The following is an 18,207-nucleotide window of genomic DNA, read 5'->3' as shown; positions in this document are numbered from 1 at the left end:
GCTTGCTTGCGGGGGGAGGCGTAGACCGCCTTTGGTGCCCGTTCGTGAAGAACGCCGAGGTGATGCGGAGCGCGTGGCACCTACCGTACCGGCCAGTCCTCGGCCGTGATGGTGGCGGCGTCGGCGCCGACGATTTCGGACAGCGAGTCGCGGCCGGTGCGCAGGAGCGTCGAGGAGAGATCGCGCTTGATGTCGTCGACAAGGCCGAGACCCTTATAGACCAGCGCGGAATAGAGCTGGATCAGGCTGGCGCCGGCGCGGATTTTTGTCAGCGCGGCGCCGCCGGAGTCGATGCCGCCGACACCGATCAACGGGAAGGCCCCCTCCGCGCGCACGTAAGTCTCCGCCACCATCCGCGTCGACAGGCGGAACAGCGGCCGGCCCGAGAGACCGCCCTGCTCTTTGGTGCGGGCCTGCTCGCGCAAGGTCGAGGGCCGCGCCAGCGTGGTGTTGGCGACGATCATGCCGTCGACCCGGCGCGAGCGCGCGATGTGGACGACATCGTCGAGCTCGGCGAGACTCAAATCTGGCGCGATTTTCAAGAGCACCGGCGAGTCGCCGGCATTCTTGCGCACCCGCTCGCGGGTATCGATGACCCGCGCCAAGAGGTCGTCAAGCGCCGCCGATTGCTGCAGATTGCGCAGGCCCGGCGTATTCGGCGAGGAGACGTTGATGGTGAAGTAGCTCGCGACCGGCGCAAAGGTCTCGATCAGCTTGACGTAATCAGCGGTACGGTCAGCCGAGTCCTTGTTGGCGCCGACATTGACACCGACGATGCCGGACAGATGCGCGCGGCTGGCGAGCCGCCGCAGCACCACCGCCGCGCCGTCATTGTTGAAGCCCATGCGGTTGATGATGGCTTCGTCCCGCTCGAGCCGGAACAGCCGCGGCTTCGGGTTGCCCGCCTGCGGCAGCGGCGTCACCGAGCCGATCTCGACAAAGCCGAAGCCGAGCTTGAGCAGCGCGTCGGGCGCCTCCGCGTTCTTGTCGAAGCCCGCCGCCATACCGACCGGATTGGGAAAATTCAATCCGAACGCGCGCACTGCGAGCTTCGGATCATCGACCCGCTGGCGGATCGGCGGCAGGAAGCGCAGGCCCTGGATCGCCAGCCGGTGGGCGTCCTCCGGATCGAGCCAGCGCAGCAGCGGCAGGGACACGGCGTCGAAAGCGCGGATCACGAGAGCTGCTCCGGGATCACATGGGTGCCGTCGGCGCGTGCCGGCAGGTCGTAGACCACGGTGACCGCGCCGAGATCGAGTTCGCCATAAAGATGCGGAAACAATTCTTCGTTACGGGAAGGCTCCCAGCGCAAGGCGTCCCCTAGCGCATCGGCATCGACTGCGATCAGGAAGAGGCCGGTCTGGCCTGCGAAATGCTTGGCTGCAGTCCCAGCAACCTGGGATGCGGTGGAGAAGTGGATGAAACCGTCGCGGAGATCGTCGGCACTACCCCGGTACACACCGGCCCTCTCGGCCTCGCGCCAGGCCGAGGCAGGGCTAATTTTATAGATCGTGCGCACCTCTCCGGTGTCCCCTGCTTGTCGCTTGAGTCTGTTGGGATTTTCCCGAAGCTGGCCAGGCCAGCCATGGACCGTATCGGCGCCCGGGGCGCAACTCAAGCGCCACGGCAGGGCCGATTGGGGACATTTGCAGAAAGCCGCAGGTTCCGGCAATAATTCCTAAATCCGAACGGCGGAATTCCAATGGCCAGACCGCCCAAGCATTCGCGCCTGCTGACCCACGGCCAGGTCTGGGCCGCGCTGGACCGGCTGGCAGAGCGCGCCGGAATGTCGCCATCCGGGCTTGCGCGGCGCGCCGGGCTGGACCCCACGACCTTCAACAAGTCCAAGCGGATCACCGCCGACGGCCGCGAGCGTTGGCCGTCGACTGAATCGGTCGCCAAGGCGCTCGCCGCGACCAACACGTCGATCGACACCTTCGTGCAGTTGATTGGCGATGGCGGCCGCGGCGGCGGCCCCTCGGTGCCGCTGATCGGCCTTGCCGAGGCGGCGGCAAACGATGCTTTCGACGACAACGGCTTTCCGACCCGAAAAGGCTGGGACGAGGTCGCGCTGCCGAGCATTCCCGACGAGCACGCCTACGCGCTCGAGATCTCCGGCGATGTGCTGCGGCCGGCCTTCCGTGACGGCGACGTCATCCTGGTGTCGCCGTCAACCCCGATCCGCCGCGGCGACCGCGTGGTGGTGCGGACCAAAGGCGGCGAGATGCTGGTGAAGGAGTGCAAACGCCGAACGGCGAAGACACTCGAATTGCAGTCGCTCAATCCGGCGGAGGCGGATCGCACGCTCGCAGCCGAGGACGTGGCGTGGATCGCGAGGATCGTGTGGGTGCGGCAATGAGGGCAGCGCCGCTGATGATGCCGATACCTCGAACCAGGTTTCGAGGGCTACGACTTCGAAGCTTGAATCACATCCGTAGCGGATCCGCTAATCACTAGATTTGCTTCCGCTTTCGGCGGGATAGCGGACAGGGCCGGGTTTGCCGGTGGCTCGCCCTCGTAGCAAATGACCCCAAGCCGACAGCCTCCCTTTGTAAGCTATTAAGTCAATGTCTCTGACTTGTGGTTCGCCCGTCGCTGATGATGTAGTTTTCCTCGTTTGACGCACCCAACAGCGCAGCTTCAGGCTAGTTTCAACACTGACCGCGCAGTGCGATTTGCGTCTCTTGCTGCAGACGGCTTGTGAGAAATTCGCATGAAAAAATTACTGCTAACGGCGACCGGTTTGATTGCGCTCTCTGTTCCAGCAGCGGCGCAAAATATTCAGGTCCGGGTCATGCCCGATACGCTCGTTTGGAAAGATAATCCAGCCTTTCCGAAGGGCGTTCAGGTTGCCCCTTTGGTCGGTGATCCCACGAAAGCAGGTGAGGTTGTCGTCTTACGCATCAAGTTTCCACCTAATTTCCAAATGCCTCCTCATACTCATCCCTATTCCGAAGTTGTTACAATCATAAGCGGTGACGTCGGCAGTAGCCATGGCGAAAAATTCGAAAAGAAGGGCGATCTCCTGAAGCCAGGCTCGTTATGGGTGTACCCCGCAAAACACCCGCATTACGCTTGGACCGGAAGCGAGGAAGGGGTACTTCAAGTTCAATTTATCGGCCCAGGTGGTATCGATTACATCAATCCAGCTGACGATCCGCGCAAACAGTAGCCACACGAATCGCAAGAGACCGTCTCAAGCGGACACTTATCTGTCCGGTATTCGTAAGGGAGGATGTCGTGCGGTCTTCTCCAAAAGTTGCGAGCGCAGCACTTGCGCTCTGCATCGTGTCATTATCGTTTTCCTCTCGCGCTTTGGTCGAGCCGAAAGCGGACGTGGCAGCCGCAACACTGGCATGGGGGCAGGCTCTTGGCGAAGACGATCCCGAAAAAGTGCTACCCCTCTACTCGGACGATGCCGTGCTCTGGGGCACGCTGTCACCGACCGTACGATCCGACCGGGCGGCGCTACGAGACTATTTCGTGACTGCCTTCAAAGTTCTGCCCGGTCTCAAGGTCGCCTTCGGCGATCAGCTGATCCGCGTGTACGGGAATGCGGCGGTCAATACCGGCTACTACACCTTCTCCTATACAAAGGATGGCGAGACGAAGAGCTTGCCTGCGCGATATAGCTTCACCTACGTCAAGAACGGCGAGCGTTGGCTGATCGTCGACCACCATTCCTCGGCGATGCCATCGCCTCCAAAATAGCTCACATATCGTTCGAGTGGCGACACTATTCTTCCGCACCACCGCCTCGCGCTGCCGGCTGTACGCCTCGCGGAGCAACATCAATGGACCTGATAGGGTACATCGTTGTTTCGCGGACGACCCGCGGGCCAAGGGCGTCTGATGCGTTGGGCGCGTGCGTCAGTTCAAGGTGATAGCGTTCCACGGTCCTGAGAGTTGCCCCAATGATAATCGCTGATCACGCCGTGCGGGCGTCTTCGTTCCGGACCGTTCAAACGCTTGCGATGAGAACCTTCGCGAGTTTGCAACGTTGGCGAGGAGCCCTCATCTAGGGTAAATTCGTTCCAACAAGGTCAATCGCTATTCTCCCGGCATCCCTCACGACTGAACATGCCGACGGCCTACCCTCAGCACAGCGTTACCCTGCGATCCTGACGATTGCGCTTGGGCTTGTAATGGCTGTGATCGACGGCGCTATCATCAATGTCGCGCTCCCGACCATAGCCAAGGATCTGAACGCGAGCCCCGCCCTCTCGATCTGGATCATCAACGGCTATCAATTAGCGATCACAATTTCGCTGCTTCCACTCGCTTCGCTCGGCGAGATCGTCGGCTACAGACGCGTCTATCTGGCGGGACTTGCTCTGTTTACATCAGCGTCGGCCATCTGCGCGCTATCGCACACGCTGCTGCTGCTCACCATTGCGCGTATCCTGCAGGGTTTCGGCGCCGCCGGCTTGCTGAGCGTCAATACGGCGCTTGTCCGCTTCATCTATCCGCGTGCCCAGCTCGGCCGTGGCCTCGGACTCAATGTGATGGTGGTCGCGACGTCTTCGGCCGTCGGTCCTACGGTCGCCGCCGGCATCATGTCGATCGCTACCTGGCCCTATTTGTTTGCCGTCAACGTTCCGCTTGGACTTTTGATCTTGATGCTGGGCGCACGCTCTCTGCCGCACACGAAGCCCGCAGCGCACAAGTTCGATTGGCCGAGCGCTGTCCTCAGCGCCATCACATTTGGCCTCGGCATCGCCGCCATCGACAGCGCAGGACATGGCGCGGCCCTGCCGGTCTGTCTGGCGGAATTTTTCGTCGCGGCTGTCGCCTGCGTTCTGCTGGTCTACCGGCAGACACATACGGTTTCGCCGCTGCTGCCCGTCGATCTTCTACGCATTCCCGTGGTGGCACTATCGGTCGGGACCTCGATCACCTCCTTTTGCAGTCAGATGCTGGCGCTCACCGCGATTCCCTTCTACTTCGCGAATCGTTTCGGCTATTCGGCGGTCGAGATCGGTCTCATGGTCACGCCCTGGCCAATCGCCATCGCTATTGCAGCACCAGTTGCTGGGCTTTTGGTCGAACGCTATTCGGCGGGCCTGCTGTGTGGCGTCGGCCTGGTCCTGCTGGCTACCGGTCTCAGCGCACTCGCGATGATTTCGGAGCACCCCGCACTGCTCGACGTGGTCTGGCGTATGCTCCTCTGCGGCGCGGGGTTCGGCATGTTCCAGACTCCCAACAATCGCACCATGATTGCCGCCACGCCACGCGAACGTTCGGGTGGCGCGAGTGGGATGCAAGGCATCGCGCGCGCGCTCGGTATGACGACCGGCGCAACGCTCGCCGCGCTGTGTCTTGATCGCGATCCGACGAGCGGCACCCAACTCGCGCTGTTCACAGGCGCGGGATTCGCGCTGCTTGGCGCAACATTGAGCGTGCTCAGGATATCACCGGCCGGCCGGCGCGCCGCCGGCAGCACTAGCGAGGGCCAGCGGCTTAGGGGAGACTGAGCTCGCCCGGCTTGATTGCCGCGTCGGTTCAGGACAAGCTCACTGAGGGACCTCGGAGAAGAGAGGGAGCTCGGAGGGGAAATGGCGCGCGTTATTGTCCTCGGTGCGGGGTTCGCCGGCCTCTGGGCTGCCATCGGTGCTGCGCGCAAGCTCGATGAGATTGGGCAAGCGGCCGAGGTCGAGATCCTCGTTATCGACCGCAATCCCTACCACAACATTCGGGTTCGCAATTACGAAGTCGACCTGAGCGAGGCGGCGATCCCGCTTGCCGAGCTGCTAGACCCTATCGGCGTCGCTCATCGGGTTGCCGAGGTGGAAGCGATTGATCCGGTCAAACAGCAGGTGACCATCGCAACGAGCGACAGTCGGGAGGTTTTGACTTACGAGCGGCTGGTGCTGGCGCTTGGCAGCGAACTGACGCGTCCCGCGATTCCCGGTCTCGCGGCCAACGGCTTCGACGTGGATACCTATGCCGCGGCGGTCCGGCTCGATAAACACCTCGCAGCGCTGGGCGCGCAGGCGCCATCAGAAGGGCGCTCCACGGTGGTCGTGGTCGGCGCTGGTTTTACCGGGATTGAAGTCGCGACCGAGATGCCGGGCAAGCTCGATCGGGCAGGCGTAACCGGCGATCGACGCATCATTCTCGTGGACCCCAACCCCGAAGTGGGCGTCACGATCGGAGACAATGCCCGCCCGGTCATCAATGAGGCGCTCTCGGCGCTCGGCGTCGAAACGCGCCTGGACGTGAAGGTTACCGCGCTCGACGCAAACGCCATCACGCTCAGCTCGGGGGAGACCGTTCCCACGCAGACAATCGTGTGGTGCGCGGGCATGCGCGCAAGTCCGCTGGCCGAGACGCTGGATGTTGAACGGGACCGGCATGGTCGCGTCATCGTCGATCAATTCATGCGCGCGGCTGGCGCAACGAATGTTTTTGCCGCCGGCGACATGGCTTGCAGTTTCGTGGACGGCGTCCACGCCTCAGTGATGTCCTGCCAGTTCGCTCGACCGATGGGCCGCTTCGCGGGCCACAACGTGGTAGCCGACCTGCTTGGGAGGCCAATGCTCCCGCTCCATATCGATTGGTATGTCACTGTGCTGGATCTCGGCGCGTGGGGCGCCTTGTACACGGAAGGATGGGACCGCCAGGTGCACACGAGCGGGGCGGCCGCCAAACTGACCAAACAGACGATCAATCACGTGCGAATATATCCGCCGCGGACCGGTAGCCGCGCAGAGATTCTCGCGGCGGCGGCGCCAACACTGCAGGCACCGCCGGCCGTGCGTCCGTAAGCTCGCGACGACAGAAAACTACGTCGCGTAATCAGGCTCTTTGCGGTCCAGCATGCGCTTCAGCGCATCGAAGTGCCGCTGCGCCGGGCTTGGGCCGTTGTAGAGGCTGGTGCCGCCGATATCGCGCATGGTCTTTTCGACCACGGGAGCAGGCAGCTTCTTCAGCGGCTGTCCGGTCCACATCGCGTAAATCTGCACCTGCGCGGCGCGCTCGATGTAATAGAGCCGATCATAAGCCTCCGCGACCGTCTCGCCGACGGTCGAGATGCCGTGGTTGGCCATGAACAGCACCGTCTTGTCGCCGATCACCTTCGCGAGCCGCGCGCCTTCGGCCGGATCGAGCGCAGGGCCGGTATATTCGTCGTCATAGGCGATCTCGCCGGCCATGCCGACTTCGGTCTGTCCGATCTCCTTGATGCGGGGATCCTCGAGCCGGGTCAGCGCGCTGGCAAACGGCATGTGGGTGTGGAACACCGCCTTCGCCTGCGGCAGCGCCTTGTGGATCGGCGCGTGGATGCAAAAGCAGGAGCGCTCGACCTCACCCTCGCCGCGCTTGACCTCGGCATCGTCGATGCCGACTTCCATAAAGCAGGAAGCGGTCACCTCCGACCAGTGCATGCCGAACGGAATCTGGTAGTAGCGATCGCTGCGGCCGGGCACCACGAAGGTCAGATGGTTGAAGATGCCCTCGCTAAAGCCCTGGCTGAAAGCGAGCCGGTGCGCGGCGGCGAGATCGACGCGCGCCTGCCACTCTGCGGCGCTTTGATCGGTAAGCGTATCCTTTGAAACCCTGAACTGCATGTTGATCCTCCCTGTTGCCTGTCGAGTTCCCGCGCATGGCGGCGCATGGCTCGGATTATTATGGCACCAGTATAGCCCAGTTCAGGACCGCATCCGTTGAAATTGCCGCGCACCTTCTATCTCGATTTGCGCGTCAACTAGGAAATCCCGGGCGAAACGGCGTTTTTGGCACCAGCCATCGAAACAGCAGCACGGCCGCCAGGGCCCCCGCCGCTTCCGCAAGGACAAAGCCCGGCACATCCTGCCGCCAGACTCCGGACAACGTGTCCGTCAGGTCACGGCAGACCTCAGAGCACTTCGAAAATCTTGTAGGCCACTGCGCCTTCTACCAGATAGCCCTTGCCGACGCAGACCACGTTGTTGAGCCAGAGATATTGCTCTGATCCCGTCTCAAACAGCGGATTGGTGCGGAAATAATATTTGGCAGGATCGACTTGATAGCGCATGGCGGGATCGGCCATCTCGGCGCGCAACTCCTGCGGCGTCGCCAAGCGGCCGCCATAGGTCATGCAGATCAACTCGCCGTCATGTGTCCGCAGGGTCAGGCGGACGTCGAGCGCCATGACGCCGTCTGACCGGAACAGCGCCCAATCGCCGCCGCCCGTCAGCACTTCGCCGCGCAAGCGGGCGCCCTCGAACGAACCCTTGGCCGCGCCGAACAACACGCGCTGGCCGACGGGCCCCGTGCCGAAATTCAGTCGCGGGCTGAGATCAACGACGATGTCGAAAAGGTGCGCGGTATTGATTTCACCGACGGATTTCAGGCGGGGATCTGCCATGGTCTTGTGCCTCTTGGATGGAGGAGTGAGAGGTACGGCGAGCGAGAGCTACGCGGCCGCCAGCGACGTTTCGCCGAACAGCTTTCGCCGGACCGCGTCGGTAGAGACCCCGGACTGCGCGCAGAGCTCCGAGAGGTCGAAGAAGAAGCGTTCGCGCAGGATCAGGTCATCGTTGAAGGCGAACGAGATGAACACCGGCAGTTCGGCGCGCCGGCCGTTCGGTACGACGCCGAACCGGTCGCCGGTCATCGTCATCCGGGCTGTCCCCCAGCAAACCAGGGTATCCTTGGTATTCGCATGGCCTTCGAGGACCACGTCGTAGTCGGGAAAGGATTCGAAGAACCGCTGCAGAATTCGCTCATTCTCGGCCAGGCCGCACGCCCTGGTGCCGAAGGCAGGAGTCTCGAGCACCATCTCCGGATGCAGAACCGCTAAGGCGGCCGAGACGTCCTGCCGGCTTTTTGCAATGGCCAACGCCTCGGCCAACTCGAACATTCGTTTCCCGTCCATCTACCTACCTCTCCCTTTTACACATACGGACTGTCTAATACATACATTATGTATGTTATACGATGTTTGATAGATGCCGGTCAAGCGATAGGTTGTGCGCGATGCGGGCGAAGAATTCTCCGAAAAGCCGTCGGGAAGAGTACAGCGAGGCCACAAGGCAGGCGCTGCTCGATGCCGGCCGGGACGCGTTTGCAAAGAACGGCTTTCAGGCCGCGGGAATGGAAGCGATCTCGCGGGCAGCGCGGGTGACGCGCGGCGCGTTCTACCACCATTTCGAGGACAAGAAGGCGCTGTTCGATGCCGTCGTGGTTGCCATGCAGAAGGAGGCTGCGGCGAGAATCGAAGCGGCGGCGCGGAGCGAGCGCAAGATATGGGACCGCCTGAGCGCCGGCATCGAAGCCTATCTGGACGCCTGTGAGGAGCAGGACTACGCGCGCATCGTGATCCAGGAAGCACAGGCCGTGCTAGGAGACGCACGCTATCGCGAGATCGAAGAAATCTATCCGACGGCGCTCCTGATCGCGACGCTGCGCGCGTTGAAGCGCGATGGCGAACTGGATGTTGAGGACGTTGATCTCCTCAGCCGGATGATCGACGCCATGATCTGCAAGATCGGACTCTTGCTGCCGCACTCGGACGACCCGAAAAAGGTTCGCAAGAGCGGTCAGAAGATCCTGGCGACGGTACTGGAGTCCTTTCGGAAAACTAGTTGAGGCGGCGGCGGTCCCTTTGCACTCGAGCCCGCAATTGTGTGATGATGCATTGCGAAGAACGGCCGGCGAATTGGCCGAGTGCAATTCCTTGGGATGGCGCGCCGAACAGGGGAAGCCGCTCCCCTGGCAGCGGAGCCGTCCTACAGAAGCGTCAAAGGTATCCAGCGAATGCCACCGAGCACTGAAAACCCGGATCGCAAGACCATTGCTGTCGTCGGGCTTGGAAGCATCGGCGGTATCATCGCAGGCCTCCTGCGCGCCGCCGACCGGCACGAGGTGATCGCCTGCGTCAGGCGGCCGCTCGATCGCCTCATGGTCGAGCGTGCCGAAGGCACAATCGATGTTCCGCTTCGCGCCTTGACCGATCCGCAGCATGCCACGCCGGTGGACTGGGTGCTGTTGTGCACCAAGGCGCAGGACACCGCCTCAAGCACGCCCTGGCTGGCAAGACTCTGCCACGCCGGCACGCGCGTCGCGGTCCTGCAGAACGGCATCGGGCACAGGGAGCGACTGGCGCCGCTGGTCGGGCATGCGACCATCGTTCCCACTCTTGTCTATTACAACGGCGAGCGATTGGCGCCGGACCACGTTCGTTTCCGACGTGCAGGCGAATATGAATTTGCGGTTACGGACGATGTGGACGGGCGGGCGTTCGAAGCCTTGCTCGAAGGAACTGATATGCGGGTGCTGCGCAGCGACGATTTCGCCACGCGCGCCTGGCGAAAGCTGTTGATCAACGCGGTCGCCAATCCGATCACCGCGCTGACGCTGCAGCGGCAGGCGGTGTTCCGGCGCGAAGACGTCAAGGCGCTCTGCCTTGCCATCCTTGAAGAGGCCGTTGCCGTCGGTCGCGCCGATGGCGCTCGCCTGGCGCCGGATGAGGCCGAACGAACGCTGGCGACGCTCTTGACCTATCCACCCGACGCCGGCACCTCGATGTATTTCGATCGTCTCGCCGGCCGCCCGTTCGAAGCCGACGCGCTCACGGGCGCGATCGTCGCAGTGGGCGAGCGACATGGCGTGGCGACGCCGCTCAACGGGCTGCTATTGACGCTGTTGCGCGCGACCAGTGACGGGCTGCGCGATGCGAGCAAACTGTAGAGTGGGGCTACGCGCCATCATTTGCAACCTCACGTTTACCTGGAATCGGATATTGCGGAGCCCTTCTTCAAACCCTGGGGGGCTCACTTGGACCGTCGACATTTACTGAAGGCACTGGCCGGACTGGCCGTTTGTCCGCTCTGCACAACCACCGGCCTTGCCGCGGAAGGTGTACACTGGGGCTATGAGGGAGAGGCAGGGCCCGCCAAATGGGGCGAGCTCGACACTGCCAGCAAGGCGTGCGCCGTTGGAGCGCAGCAATCGCCCATCGATATTAGCTCAACCATCAAATCACAGTTGCCGGCGCTGAAGCTTGCTTGGGGCAAGACCGCGGACACCATCGTCAACAACGGGCACACCATTCAGCTCAATTTCGCCGAGGGCTCTACGCTCAAGCTCGGCGATACCACCTACAAGCTGGTGCAGGTTCATTTCCACCGGCCGAGCGAACATCTGGTCGGCGGCAAGAATTTTCCAATGGAGGCGCATTTCGTCCATCGCGCCGATTCCGGCGCGCTCGCCGTCGTCGGGGTGCTGATGGCGGAAGGCAAGGCGAATCCGGCCTTTGGCAAGATCGTCGCCACCATGCCGGCCAAGGAAGGGCCGGCGGTGAAGGCAGACAGCAGCATCAATCCGAACGCGCTGTTGCCGAAGAAGCTCGGCTACTACCGTTACCCCGGTTCATTGACGACGCCGCCGTGCTCGGAGACCGTCGAATGGCTGGTGCTGACCGACCCGATCCAGGTTGCGGCGGCCGATGTCGCGGCCTTCGCAAAGCTCTATCCGATGAACGCGCGCCCTGTGCAGAAGGATAATCGCCGCTACGTGCTGCAGTCAGTCTAAGTGAGCTGTAAGTTGGGTGCCCACCTCCTCTTGCTCTGCTCTTGATGGTGGGCGCGCTGCGCTTTGCCCACCCTACGCATCAACGTGCTGCGGTCGAGATAGATGGTGAGCCACGAACAGTGTCGTCATTGCCGGGCTTGACCCGGCAACCCATCGACCAAAAGAGTCTTGCGAAGCAGGATAGATGCGCGGGTCAAGCCCGCGCATGACGAATTGAGAAAGCTACGAAGATCGCGCGAGCGCGCCGTCGATCATGTTGACGGCGTTCTGGATGCCGTAGACCGCGACGAAGGAGCCGAAGCGCGGGCCCTTCTCCTGGCCGAGCAGGACCTGGTAGAGCATGTTGAACCAGTCGAGCGAGACGCCGGGCCGGCCGGCCTTGCCCTTCTTCACGGGATCGAGGAACGGCTCGCGGCGGCCGATCTCGTAGACCACGTTCTGGATGTCCTCCGCGGTCGAGTCCGCCGGCATATTGGACAGCGCATCGCGCAGGTCCTGCAGCGCCGCGCGCTCGCTCTCGGTCGGCTCGCGGAATTGCTTTCCGGGCGCGACGAAATCGCGGTAGTAATTGATGGCATAGCCGACCATCGCATCCAGCTTCGGATGCGTCTTTGGCGTCACGCCTGGACGATAGCGGCCGATGAAGCCCCACAGCGTCTCGGCGTTCTCCGCATTCGACGAGGACACCAGCGTCAAGAGAAGCTGGAAGGTGACGGGCATGTCCACCTTCGGCGGATGGCCGGAGTGGATGTGCCAGACCGGATTCTGCAATTGCTGCCGGGCTTCCTGGCGCGGAAAGGCGTCGATGAACTGCTGATATTCATCGACATTGCGCGGGATCACGTCGAAGTATAGCCGCTTGGCCGCCTTCGGTTCGCGGTACATGAACAGCGACAGCGATTCCGGCGAGGCGTAGCGCAGCCATTCGTCTATGGTGAGGCCGTTGCCCTTCGACTTCGAGATCTTCTGGCCCTTCTCATCGAGGAAGAGCTCGTAGTTGAAGCCCTCCGGCGGTGTGCCGCCGAGTGCCGAACAGATCTTGCCCGACAGCTTCACCGAATCGATCAGATCCTTGCCGGCCATCTCATAGTCGACGCCGAGCGCATACCAGCGCATCGCCCAGTCCGGCTTCCACTGCAGTTTGCAGCGGCCGCCGGTGACGGGGACCGTGACGGTCTCCTTCGTCTCGGGGTCTTCATAGGAGATGGTGCCGGCCTTGGCGTCATGCGCCGTGACCGGCACATAGAGCACGAGCCCGCTGCGCGGGCAGATGGGAAGGAACGGCGAATAGCTCGCGGCGCGCTCCTCGCGGAGGGAGGGCAGCATGATCGCCATCACCTTCTCGATCCGCTCCAGCATCCGCAGCAGCGCGGCATCGAAGCGGCCCGACGTGTAGTAGTCGGTCGAACTGACGAATTCGTAGTCGAAACCGAACTGGTCGAGGAAGGCGCGCAGCCGCGCATTGTTGTGCTCGCCGAAGCTCGGATGGGTGCCGAAGGGATCGGGCACCTTCGTCAGCGGCTTGCCGAGGTGCTGCTCCAGCAGTTCCTTGTTCGGGACATTGTCCGGCACCTTGCGCAGGCCGTCCATGTCGTCGGAGAAGGCGAGCAGGCGTGTCTTGATCTTGTCCTCGGTGAGCACGCGGAACGCGTGGCGCACCATGGTGGTGCGCGCCACCTCACCGAAGGTGCCGATATGGGGCAGGCCGGACGGGCCATAGCCGGTCTCGAACAGCACCTCGTCCTTCGGATTTTTTTCCAGCCGCGCGACAATCGCTTTCGCCTGCTCGAACGGCCAGGCGTTGGATTGTTCGGCGAGCGCACGCAGGTCGCTCGGGCTTGCGGCGAGGTCAATCACGGACATTAAACGACTTTCTCCGAGGCCAGAAAAACGGCCGGTTTGATAGCATAACCGTCATTGCGAGCGAAGCGAAGTAATCCATTTCTCCGCTTGCTGAAGCATGGATTGCTTCCGCCTCCGCTGAAGCTACGGCGGACGCAGTCGCCTTACACGCCGGTCCCAACTCAGTGACGAGAAGTGGCGGCGAAGAAGCGTAGTGTGGGCAAAGGCGCACTTTAGCGCCGTGCCACCTTCACGCTCCGCTCGTGATGGTGGGCACGCTACGCTTTGTCCATCCTACAAATCCGTTCCTAAAACGGGCTGACGGAGAAATAGCGCAGCCACAGGTCGGTGTAGCGGCCTTTTTCCCAGATTCGGAACAACGCCCAGTTCAACGCCTGCCGCAGCAGGTCGTTGCCCTTGCGCACGGCAATGCCGATGCCCTCACCGAAAAAACGGCTCTCGACGAAGGAGCCGCCGGAGAAGGCGCAGCATTCGGCGGCGTCGGTGCCGTTGATCCAGAACGCCAGCGAGATCGCGTCGCCGAAGATGAAATCGACCTCGCCCCGGCGAAGCGCCTGCCTGAGCGCGTCGTCATTGGGATAGGTATGGAGCTCGGCGTCGGTGAACATCGCCTTCAGATAGGCTTCATGCGCGGTGCCGCCGATGACGCCGACCTTCTTGCCTTCGAGATATTCCGGCCGCACTTCCGGCATCACGGCGTCGCGCCGCGACACGAAGCGGGCCGGCGCGCGGTAATAGGGATCGGAGAAATCCACCCTTGTGCGCAATTGCGGCGTCACCGCCATCGAGGCGATGATGGCGTCGCCCCGGTTGGTGGCGAGCGCATCCACCAGCGTCTCAAAGCGGCGCATCTGGACGGTGCAGGTGACCTTGATCTCGTCGCAGATCGCGCGCGCCAGATCGACATTGAAGCCGGCCGGGTTGCCGTCGGGGCCTGTGAAGTTGAACGGCGGATAATCAGTTTCGGTCAGGAAGCGGATCACGGTGATGCGCGACAGATCCGGCCGCTCCGGCCGCCGCCGTGGATCCCAGAAACCGGGCACCGCCTGCGGGGCGGCTTCGACAGGCGGTTTTGGCGACGGCGTTTGCGGCTGTGGGATCTGCGCGATCGCCACACCGCTACAGGCGACCAGCACCGCGACGACCAGCCATCCGGCCATGGCGCGGATAGCACGGGAGATGTCGAGCTTGGCGATCTGATCGGGCATGTGGCCGGAAATGTTGCGGAATTAGATCGTCTTATAGATCACACGGGGCACGATGCGAGGGCCTATTGGGGAGCTAGAGATAGCGCTTCAGGTCGGCCGCGGCCTCTTCCGGCGAGCGCTTCAGGTTGAAGGGCGACACGAACTTACCGTCGCGGTCCATCAAATAGATCAGCGCGGTATGGTCCATGGTGTAGTCGCCGTCTTTCAGCGGGACCTTCTTGGCATAGACGCGGTAGGCCGACAGCACCTTGGCGATGGTTTCAGGATTGCCAGTGAGGCCCTTCAAATGCGGGTCGAAGCTGGAGAGATAGTCCTTCATCGCCGCTGCGGTGTCGCGCTCCGGATCGACGGAGACGAAATAGGCGTTCACCTTGTCGGCATCCTTGCCCATGGCCCGCAGCACTTCGGATATCTCAAACAGCGAGGTCGGGCAGACGTCGGGGCAATGGGTGAAACCGAAGAAGATCAGGGTCGGCTTGCCCTTCAGGCTTTTGTCGGTGACGGTCTGGCCCGCCTGGTCGGTGAGCTGGAACGGGCCGCCGATCGCCGACGGCGCGGTCATGCTGCGCAGGCCGCCCATGGTCCAGAACAACAGCAAGAGCCCAACCGCCAGGCTGCCGGCGAAGGCGGCTACGATCACGAGCGGGCGAGTGGTCCGATCCATGAAAAAATTCCTCTTGTTGGATCAGAAACAGGCCGAGACGCCGGCTGCGATGGTCTCGAAGAACACCGCGGTGCCGTAATGGAACCAGAGCGCGCCCGCGCCCAGCACCACGAGCGCGCCCAGGCCCGCGGCCCCCCAGGCGATGGCAGAGGCCACCTTGCCCTGTCTCGGGGCCGGCGCGGTCATTCCATGCGAGGCAGAAACCGGCTGAACCATATGCTTGAAATAAGCCTGGTTCCGCCAGCCGGCAAGCGCAATGCTGCGACGCGCCGTCACATCGTGCGGAGAAAAAACAAGTGGCGCTAGCGGGGGGCTTCATCCTGCGAGACGGCAGCTTCGCGGCCCCTCAGGATGAGGTCTGACTCAGACCCTCGTGGATTACCGCAGCCCGGGTGGAGCGCGCCAGCGTAACCCGGGGCAGCTCGCAAATGTGACGCAGTTGTCCTGGGTTGCGCGTTCCGCTCCACCCGGGCTACGGCGCTCCCGCAAGGAGAGCGGGAGCGCCAACCTTTAGCGCGGCCGGTTGGCGGAGGCCTGGGCGTCGAGGTAGCAGGGCCTGAACATGGCCTGCAGGGCCCTGCCGCGCAGGAAGATCATCCGCGGGGTAAGGCCGCCGCGCGAGGCGATCCAGCGGCGGATCGGGGCCGGGTACATCGAATACAGCATCTGCGTCGCTTCGGGATTGGTCACGACGCGGCCGTTGGCGGCGAAATCCCATGCGGCGTGGAAACCGAGATTGGCATGCGAGGTGACGCAGATCCGATCATGCGGAACCGCACCGAGAACGATGGTGCAGGCCGACGCGCAGAGACCGTCGATGATGACGGTTTCGCCGGAACTGCGAAGGCTTTGATACCTGTCAACATAGGTGCCGATCCTGCCGCCGCGATCGTCGGCGATCCGCACTACAGCATGCGAAACCCCCATACCCGCCAGCAGGAGAACCGCCGCGAGCAACCCCGTCATCAACTTCATGGCCTGCCCCAGTCGAATATCGAATCTGTTGGTCTTAGTGATGCAAGACTTTGGCCAGCGTGTTGCGGGACTCGATTTTTGTCCAGCCGTCGTTAGTCGATCAAAACAAATTCAAATCCAGTGTTGCGCGCGCGCTGCACTTTGCGGATGAAAGGTCCCGAACTGGAACAACCTTACCGTGTCCTTGCGGGACGGCCGCCCACAAGCAGGCTCCATTGCCGTTGACTGCGCACGAACGCGCAGGTGTCATTCACAGGGAACTCGCGGGAGGAAAGAAGTGGCTGAGGATGTAGACGTCATTGTGGTCGGCGCGGGTTTGGCGGGCCTTGTTGCCGCCACAGAGATTGCCGATGCCGGAAAACGCGTCATCGTGGTCGAGCAGGAAGGGGAACAATCGCTCGGCGGCCAGGCGTTCTGGTCGTTCGGCGGATTATTCCTGGTCGACTCGCCCGAGCAGCGCCGGCTCGGCATCAAGGACTCTCACGAGCTTGCGCTGCAAGATTGGATGGGAGCGGCGGGCTTCAATCGCGACGAAGACCACTGGCCGCGGCGCTGGGCGGAAGCTTACGTCGCGTTCGCCGCCACCGAGAAGCGCGATTGGCTGCGCGCGATAGGCCATCGGCTATTTCCGATCGTCGGCTGGGCCGAACGCGGCGGCTACGACGCGATGGGCCATGGCAATTCGGTGCCGCGCTTTCACGTCACCTGGGGCACCGGGCCCGGCATCGTCGAACCCTTCGCGCGCCGCGCGCGGGAGGCCGAGAATAGCGGCAGGCTGATCTTTAAATTCCGCCATCGCGTCGATGCGCTGTCACTGACGGACGGCGCCGTCGACGGCGTCACGGGCGCGATCCTCGAGCCGACCAATGTGGAGCGCGGCAAAAGCTCCTCGCGCAACGTGGTCGGCGAATTCTCGCTTCGCGCACAAGCCGTGATCGTGGCGTCCGGCGGCATCGGCGGCAATCATGACCTGGTGCGGCAGAACTGGCCGAGGCGATTGGGCGAGGCGCCGCAGCGCATGATCTCCGGCGTGCCCGAACATGTCGACGGCCGCATGATCGGCATCACCGAGGCGATCGGTGCGCGGCTGATCAACCGCGACCGGATGTGGCATTACGTCGAGGGCATCCAGAACTGGTCGCCGATCTGGCCGAAGCACGGCATCCGCATCCTGCCGGGGCCATCGTCGATGTGGTTCGATGCAACCGGCACACGATTGCCGGCGCCGCTGTTTCCGGGCTCCGACACGCTCGGGCAACTGCAATACATCATGAGCACTGGCTATGATTATTCCTGGTTCATCCTGACGCAAAGCATCATCAAGAAGGAGTTCGCGCTCTCTGGCTCGGAGCAGAATCCTGACCTCACCGGCAAGAGCTGGCGCATGACGATCAAGCGCGCCACCAACAAGGGCGCGCCGGCGCCGGTGGAAGCGTTCAAGAAAAACGGCGTCGACTTCATCGTGCGCGACAGGCTCGAGGATCTGGTCGCGGCGATGAACCAGCTTTCCGGCGACAATCTGCTGAAACTCGATTACATTCGAATGCAGATCGAGGCGCGCGACCGGGAGATCGCCAACGCTTACGTGAAGGATGCGCAGGTGATGAACCTGCACAATGCGCGCAAATATATCGGCGATCGCCTGATCCGCACCGCTGCGCCGCATCGTATCCTCGATCCCGCGCACGGACCACTGATCGCGGTGAAGCTCAATATCCTCACCCGCAAGACACTCGGCGGATTCGAGACCGATCTCGATTCGCGCGTGTTCGGCCATGACGGCCAGATCATCAGGGGACTCTACGCCGTCGGGGAAGCCGCGGGCTTCGGTGGCGGCGGCATGCACGGCTATCGTTCGCTGGAGGGGACTTTTCTGGGCGGCTGCCTGTTCTCGGGACGAAATGCGGGACGCGCCGCCGCGAAAGCGGTGGGATGAGTGCAACCGTGGCAATCGATAACCGGAGTGGCGGATGGCGCACTCCT

Annotated in this window: 19 protein-coding genes; 9 read left to right on the top strand and 10 right to left on the bottom strand. The window is 62.7% G+C overall.

Annotation, left to right across the window (positions count from 1 at the left end; genetic code table 11):
- Positions 1-80: 80 nt before the first annotated feature.
- Together J6497_RS00395 and J6497_RS00390 are read right to left on the bottom strand one after the other, a co-directional pair.
- Entirely contained in the window at positions 81-1,178 is a 1,098-nt protein-coding gene (locus tag J6497_RS00395; protein WP_225702250.1) for a quinone-dependent dihydroorotate dehydrogenase, read from the bottom strand.
- Positions 1,175-1,519: a DUF952 domain-containing protein gene (locus J6497_RS00390; protein WP_225702249.1), complete on the bottom strand. Its 345-nt coding sequence runs from the start codon at positions 1,517-1,519 to the stop codon at positions 1,175-1,177. Before J6497_RS00390 ends, J6497_RS00395 begins: the two co-directional genes overlap by 4 nt.
- 183 nt (positions 1,520-1,702) lie before the next feature.
- Here J6497_RS00390 and J6497_RS00385 point away from each other — a divergent pair, with 183 nt between their 5' ends.
- The 5 genes from J6497_RS00385 (at position 1,703) to J6497_RS00365 (ending at position 6,767) form a co-directional block, all read left to right on the top strand.
- On the top strand, positions 1,703-2,359 hold the full coding sequence (locus tag J6497_RS00385) for a S24 family peptidase (protein ID WP_225702248.1): 657 nt from the start codon (positions 1,703-1,705) through the stop codon (positions 2,357-2,359).
- A gap of 354 nt (positions 2,360-2,713) precedes the next feature.
- Positions 2,714-3,172 (top strand): cupin domain-containing protein, encoded by a 459-nt coding sequence (locus tag J6497_RS00380; protein WP_225702247.1) that lies wholly within the window; start codon positions 2,714-2,716, stop codon positions 3,170-3,172.
- 164 nt (positions 3,173-3,336) lie between these two features.
- A complete protein-coding gene (locus tag J6497_RS00375; RefSeq protein ID WP_312010189.1) occupies positions 3,337-3,711 on the top strand; it encodes an SgcJ/EcaC family oxidoreductase in 375 nt (124 codons plus the stop codon).
- A gap of 341 nt (positions 3,712-4,052) precedes the next feature.
- The gene (locus tag J6497_RS00370) at positions 4,053-5,474 is read left to right on the top strand and encodes an MFS transporter (RefSeq protein WP_225702771.1); all 1,422 of its coding nucleotides are present in this window, start codon (positions 4,053-4,055) and stop codon (positions 5,472-5,474) included.
- An 81-nt stretch (positions 5,475-5,555) separates the two neighbouring features.
- The gene (locus J6497_RS00365; protein ID WP_225702246.1) at positions 5,556-6,767 is read left to right on the top strand and encodes an NAD(P)/FAD-dependent oxidoreductase; all 1,212 of its coding nucleotides are present in this window, start codon (positions 5,556-5,558) and stop codon (positions 6,765-6,767) included.
- Positions 6,768-6,785: 18 nt separating this feature from the next.
- Here the strand turns inward: J6497_RS00365 and J6497_RS00360 are convergent, their stop codons facing one another.
- From J6497_RS00360 to J6497_RS00350, 3 genes are all read right to left on the bottom strand, one after another.
- On the bottom strand, positions 6,786-7,568 hold the full coding sequence (locus tag J6497_RS00360) for a class II aldolase/adducin family protein (protein ID WP_225702245.1): 783 nt from the start codon (positions 7,566-7,568) through the stop codon (positions 6,786-6,788).
- A 287-nt stretch (positions 7,569-7,855) separates the two neighbouring features.
- Entirely contained in the window at positions 7,856-8,347 is a 492-nt protein-coding gene (locus J6497_RS00355; RefSeq protein ID WP_225702244.1) for a DUF3237 domain-containing protein, read from the bottom strand.
- Between the two features lie 48 nt (positions 8,348-8,395).
- Positions 8,396-8,842, bottom strand: coding sequence for an ester cyclase (locus tag J6497_RS00350; protein WP_225702243.1), 447 nt, complete (start codon positions 8,840-8,842; stop codon positions 8,396-8,398).
- 116 nt (positions 8,843-8,958) lie between these two features.
- On the opposite strand from J6497_RS00350, the gene J6497_RS00345 reads away from it, so the two are divergent.
- The 3 genes from J6497_RS00345 to J6497_RS00335 all read left to right on the top strand — a co-directional run bounded on the left by J6497_RS00345 (position 8,959) and on the right by J6497_RS00335 (position 11,514).
- Positions 8,959-9,570 carry a TetR/AcrR family transcriptional regulator gene (locus J6497_RS00345; protein WP_225702242.1) on the top strand — a complete coding sequence of 204 codons (612 nt, stop codon included), beginning with the start codon at positions 8,959-8,961 and terminating at the stop codon, positions 9,568-9,570.
- A 168-nt stretch (positions 9,571-9,738) separates the two neighbouring features.
- A complete protein-coding gene (locus J6497_RS00340) occupies positions 9,739-10,671 on the top strand; it encodes a 2-dehydropantoate 2-reductase (protein WP_225702241.1) in 933 nt (310 codons plus the stop codon).
- A gap of 87 nt (positions 10,672-10,758) precedes the next feature.
- Positions 10,759-11,514: a carbonic anhydrase gene (locus tag J6497_RS00335; RefSeq protein ID WP_225702240.1), complete on the top strand. Its 756-nt coding sequence runs from the start codon at positions 10,759-10,761 to the stop codon at positions 11,512-11,514.
- A 222-nt stretch (positions 11,515-11,736) separates the two neighbouring features.
- Here the strand turns inward: J6497_RS00335 and J6497_RS00330 are convergent, their stop codons facing one another.
- The 5 genes from J6497_RS00330 to J6497_RS00315 form a co-directional block, all read right to left on the bottom strand.
- Complete coding sequence (locus J6497_RS00330) at positions 11,737-13,377, bottom strand: lysine--tRNA ligase (protein ID WP_225702239.1); 1,641 nt, start codon at positions 13,375-13,377, stop codon at positions 11,737-11,739.
- 287 nt (positions 13,378-13,664) lie between these two features.
- On the bottom strand, positions 13,665-14,585 hold the full coding sequence (locus tag J6497_RS00325) for an ABC transporter substrate-binding protein (protein WP_225702238.1): 921 nt from the start codon (positions 14,583-14,585) through the stop codon (positions 13,665-13,667).
- Positions 14,586-14,658: 73 nt separating this feature from the next.
- Positions 14,659-15,249 carry an SCO family protein gene (locus J6497_RS00320; RefSeq protein WP_225702237.1) on the bottom strand — a complete coding sequence of 197 codons (591 nt, stop codon included), beginning with the start codon at positions 15,247-15,249 and terminating at the stop codon, positions 14,659-14,661.
- Positions 15,250-15,270: 21 nt separating this feature from the next.
- The gene (locus J6497_RS41145) at positions 15,271-15,405 is read right to left on the bottom strand and encodes a hypothetical protein (RefSeq protein ID WP_283844383.1); all 135 of its coding nucleotides are present in this window, start codon (positions 15,403-15,405) and stop codon (positions 15,271-15,273) included.
- Between the two features lie 354 nt (positions 15,406-15,759).
- Positions 15,760-16,224 carry a Clp protease/crotonase-like domain-containing protein gene (locus J6497_RS00315; protein WP_225702236.1) on the bottom strand — a complete coding sequence of 155 codons (465 nt, stop codon included), beginning with the start codon at positions 16,222-16,224 and terminating at the stop codon, positions 15,760-15,762.
- Between the two features lie 277 nt (positions 16,225-16,501).
- Here J6497_RS00315 and J6497_RS00310 point away from each other — a divergent pair, with 277 nt between their 5' ends.
- The gene (locus J6497_RS00310) at positions 16,502-18,160 is read left to right on the top strand and encodes an FAD-binding dehydrogenase (RefSeq protein WP_225702235.1); all 1,659 of its coding nucleotides are present in this window, start codon (positions 16,502-16,504) and stop codon (positions 18,158-18,160) included.
- The last annotated feature ends 47 nt before the right edge of the window (positions 18,161-18,207 follow it).

Source organism: Bradyrhizobium cenepequi, from assembly GCF_020329485.1.
Classification (GTDB): Bacteria; Pseudomonadota; Alphaproteobacteria; order Rhizobiales; family Xanthobacteraceae; genus Bradyrhizobium; species Bradyrhizobium cenepequi.
The sequence above is the reverse complement of the archived record's forward strand: the minus strand, read 5'-3'. Positions and strand labels throughout refer to the sequence as shown.

Coding starts and splice junctions, on each gene's coding strand:
- J6497_RS00385 (WP_225702248.1), top strand. CDS start 1,703: ATGGCCAGACCGCCCAAGCATTCGCGCCTGCTGACCCACGGCCAGGTC.
- J6497_RS00380 (WP_225702247.1), top strand. CDS start 2,714: ATGAAAAAATTACTGCTAACGGCGACCGGTTTGATTGCGCTCTCTGTT.
- J6497_RS00365 (WP_225702246.1), top strand. CDS start 5,556: ATGGCGCGCGTTATTGTCCTCGGTGCGGGGTTCGCCGGCCTCTGGGCT.
- J6497_RS00360 (WP_225702245.1), bottom strand. CDS start 7,568: ATGCAGTTCAGGGTTTCAAAGGATACGCTTACCGATCAAAGCGCCGCA.
- J6497_RS00355 (WP_225702244.1), bottom strand. CDS start 8,347: ATGGCAGATCCCCGCCTGAAATCCGTCGGTGAAATCAATACCGCGCAC.
- J6497_RS00350 (WP_225702243.1), bottom strand. CDS start 8,842: ATGTTCGAGTTGGCCGAGGCGTTGGCCATTGCAAAAAGCCGGCAGGAC.
- J6497_RS00345 (WP_225702242.1), top strand. CDS start 8,959: ATGCGGGCGAAGAATTCTCCGAAAAGCCGTCGGGAAGAGTACAGCGAG.
- J6497_RS00340 (WP_225702241.1), top strand. CDS start 9,739: ATGCCACCGAGCACTGAAAACCCGGATCGCAAGACCATTGCTGTCGTC.
- J6497_RS00330 (WP_225702239.1), bottom strand. CDS start 13,377: ATGTCCGTGATTGACCTCGCCGCAAGCCCGAGCGACCTGCGTGCGCTC.
- J6497_RS00325 (WP_225702238.1), bottom strand. CDS start 14,585: ATGCCCGATCAGATCGCCAAGCTCGACATCTCCCGTGCTATCCGCGCC.
- J6497_RS00320 (WP_225702237.1), bottom strand. CDS start 15,249: ATGGATCGGACCACTCGCCCGCTCGTGATCGTAGCCGCCTTCGCCGGC.
- J6497_RS00315 (WP_225702236.1), bottom strand. CDS start 16,224: ATGAAGTTGATGACGGGGTTGCTCGCGGCGGTTCTCCTGCTGGCGGGT.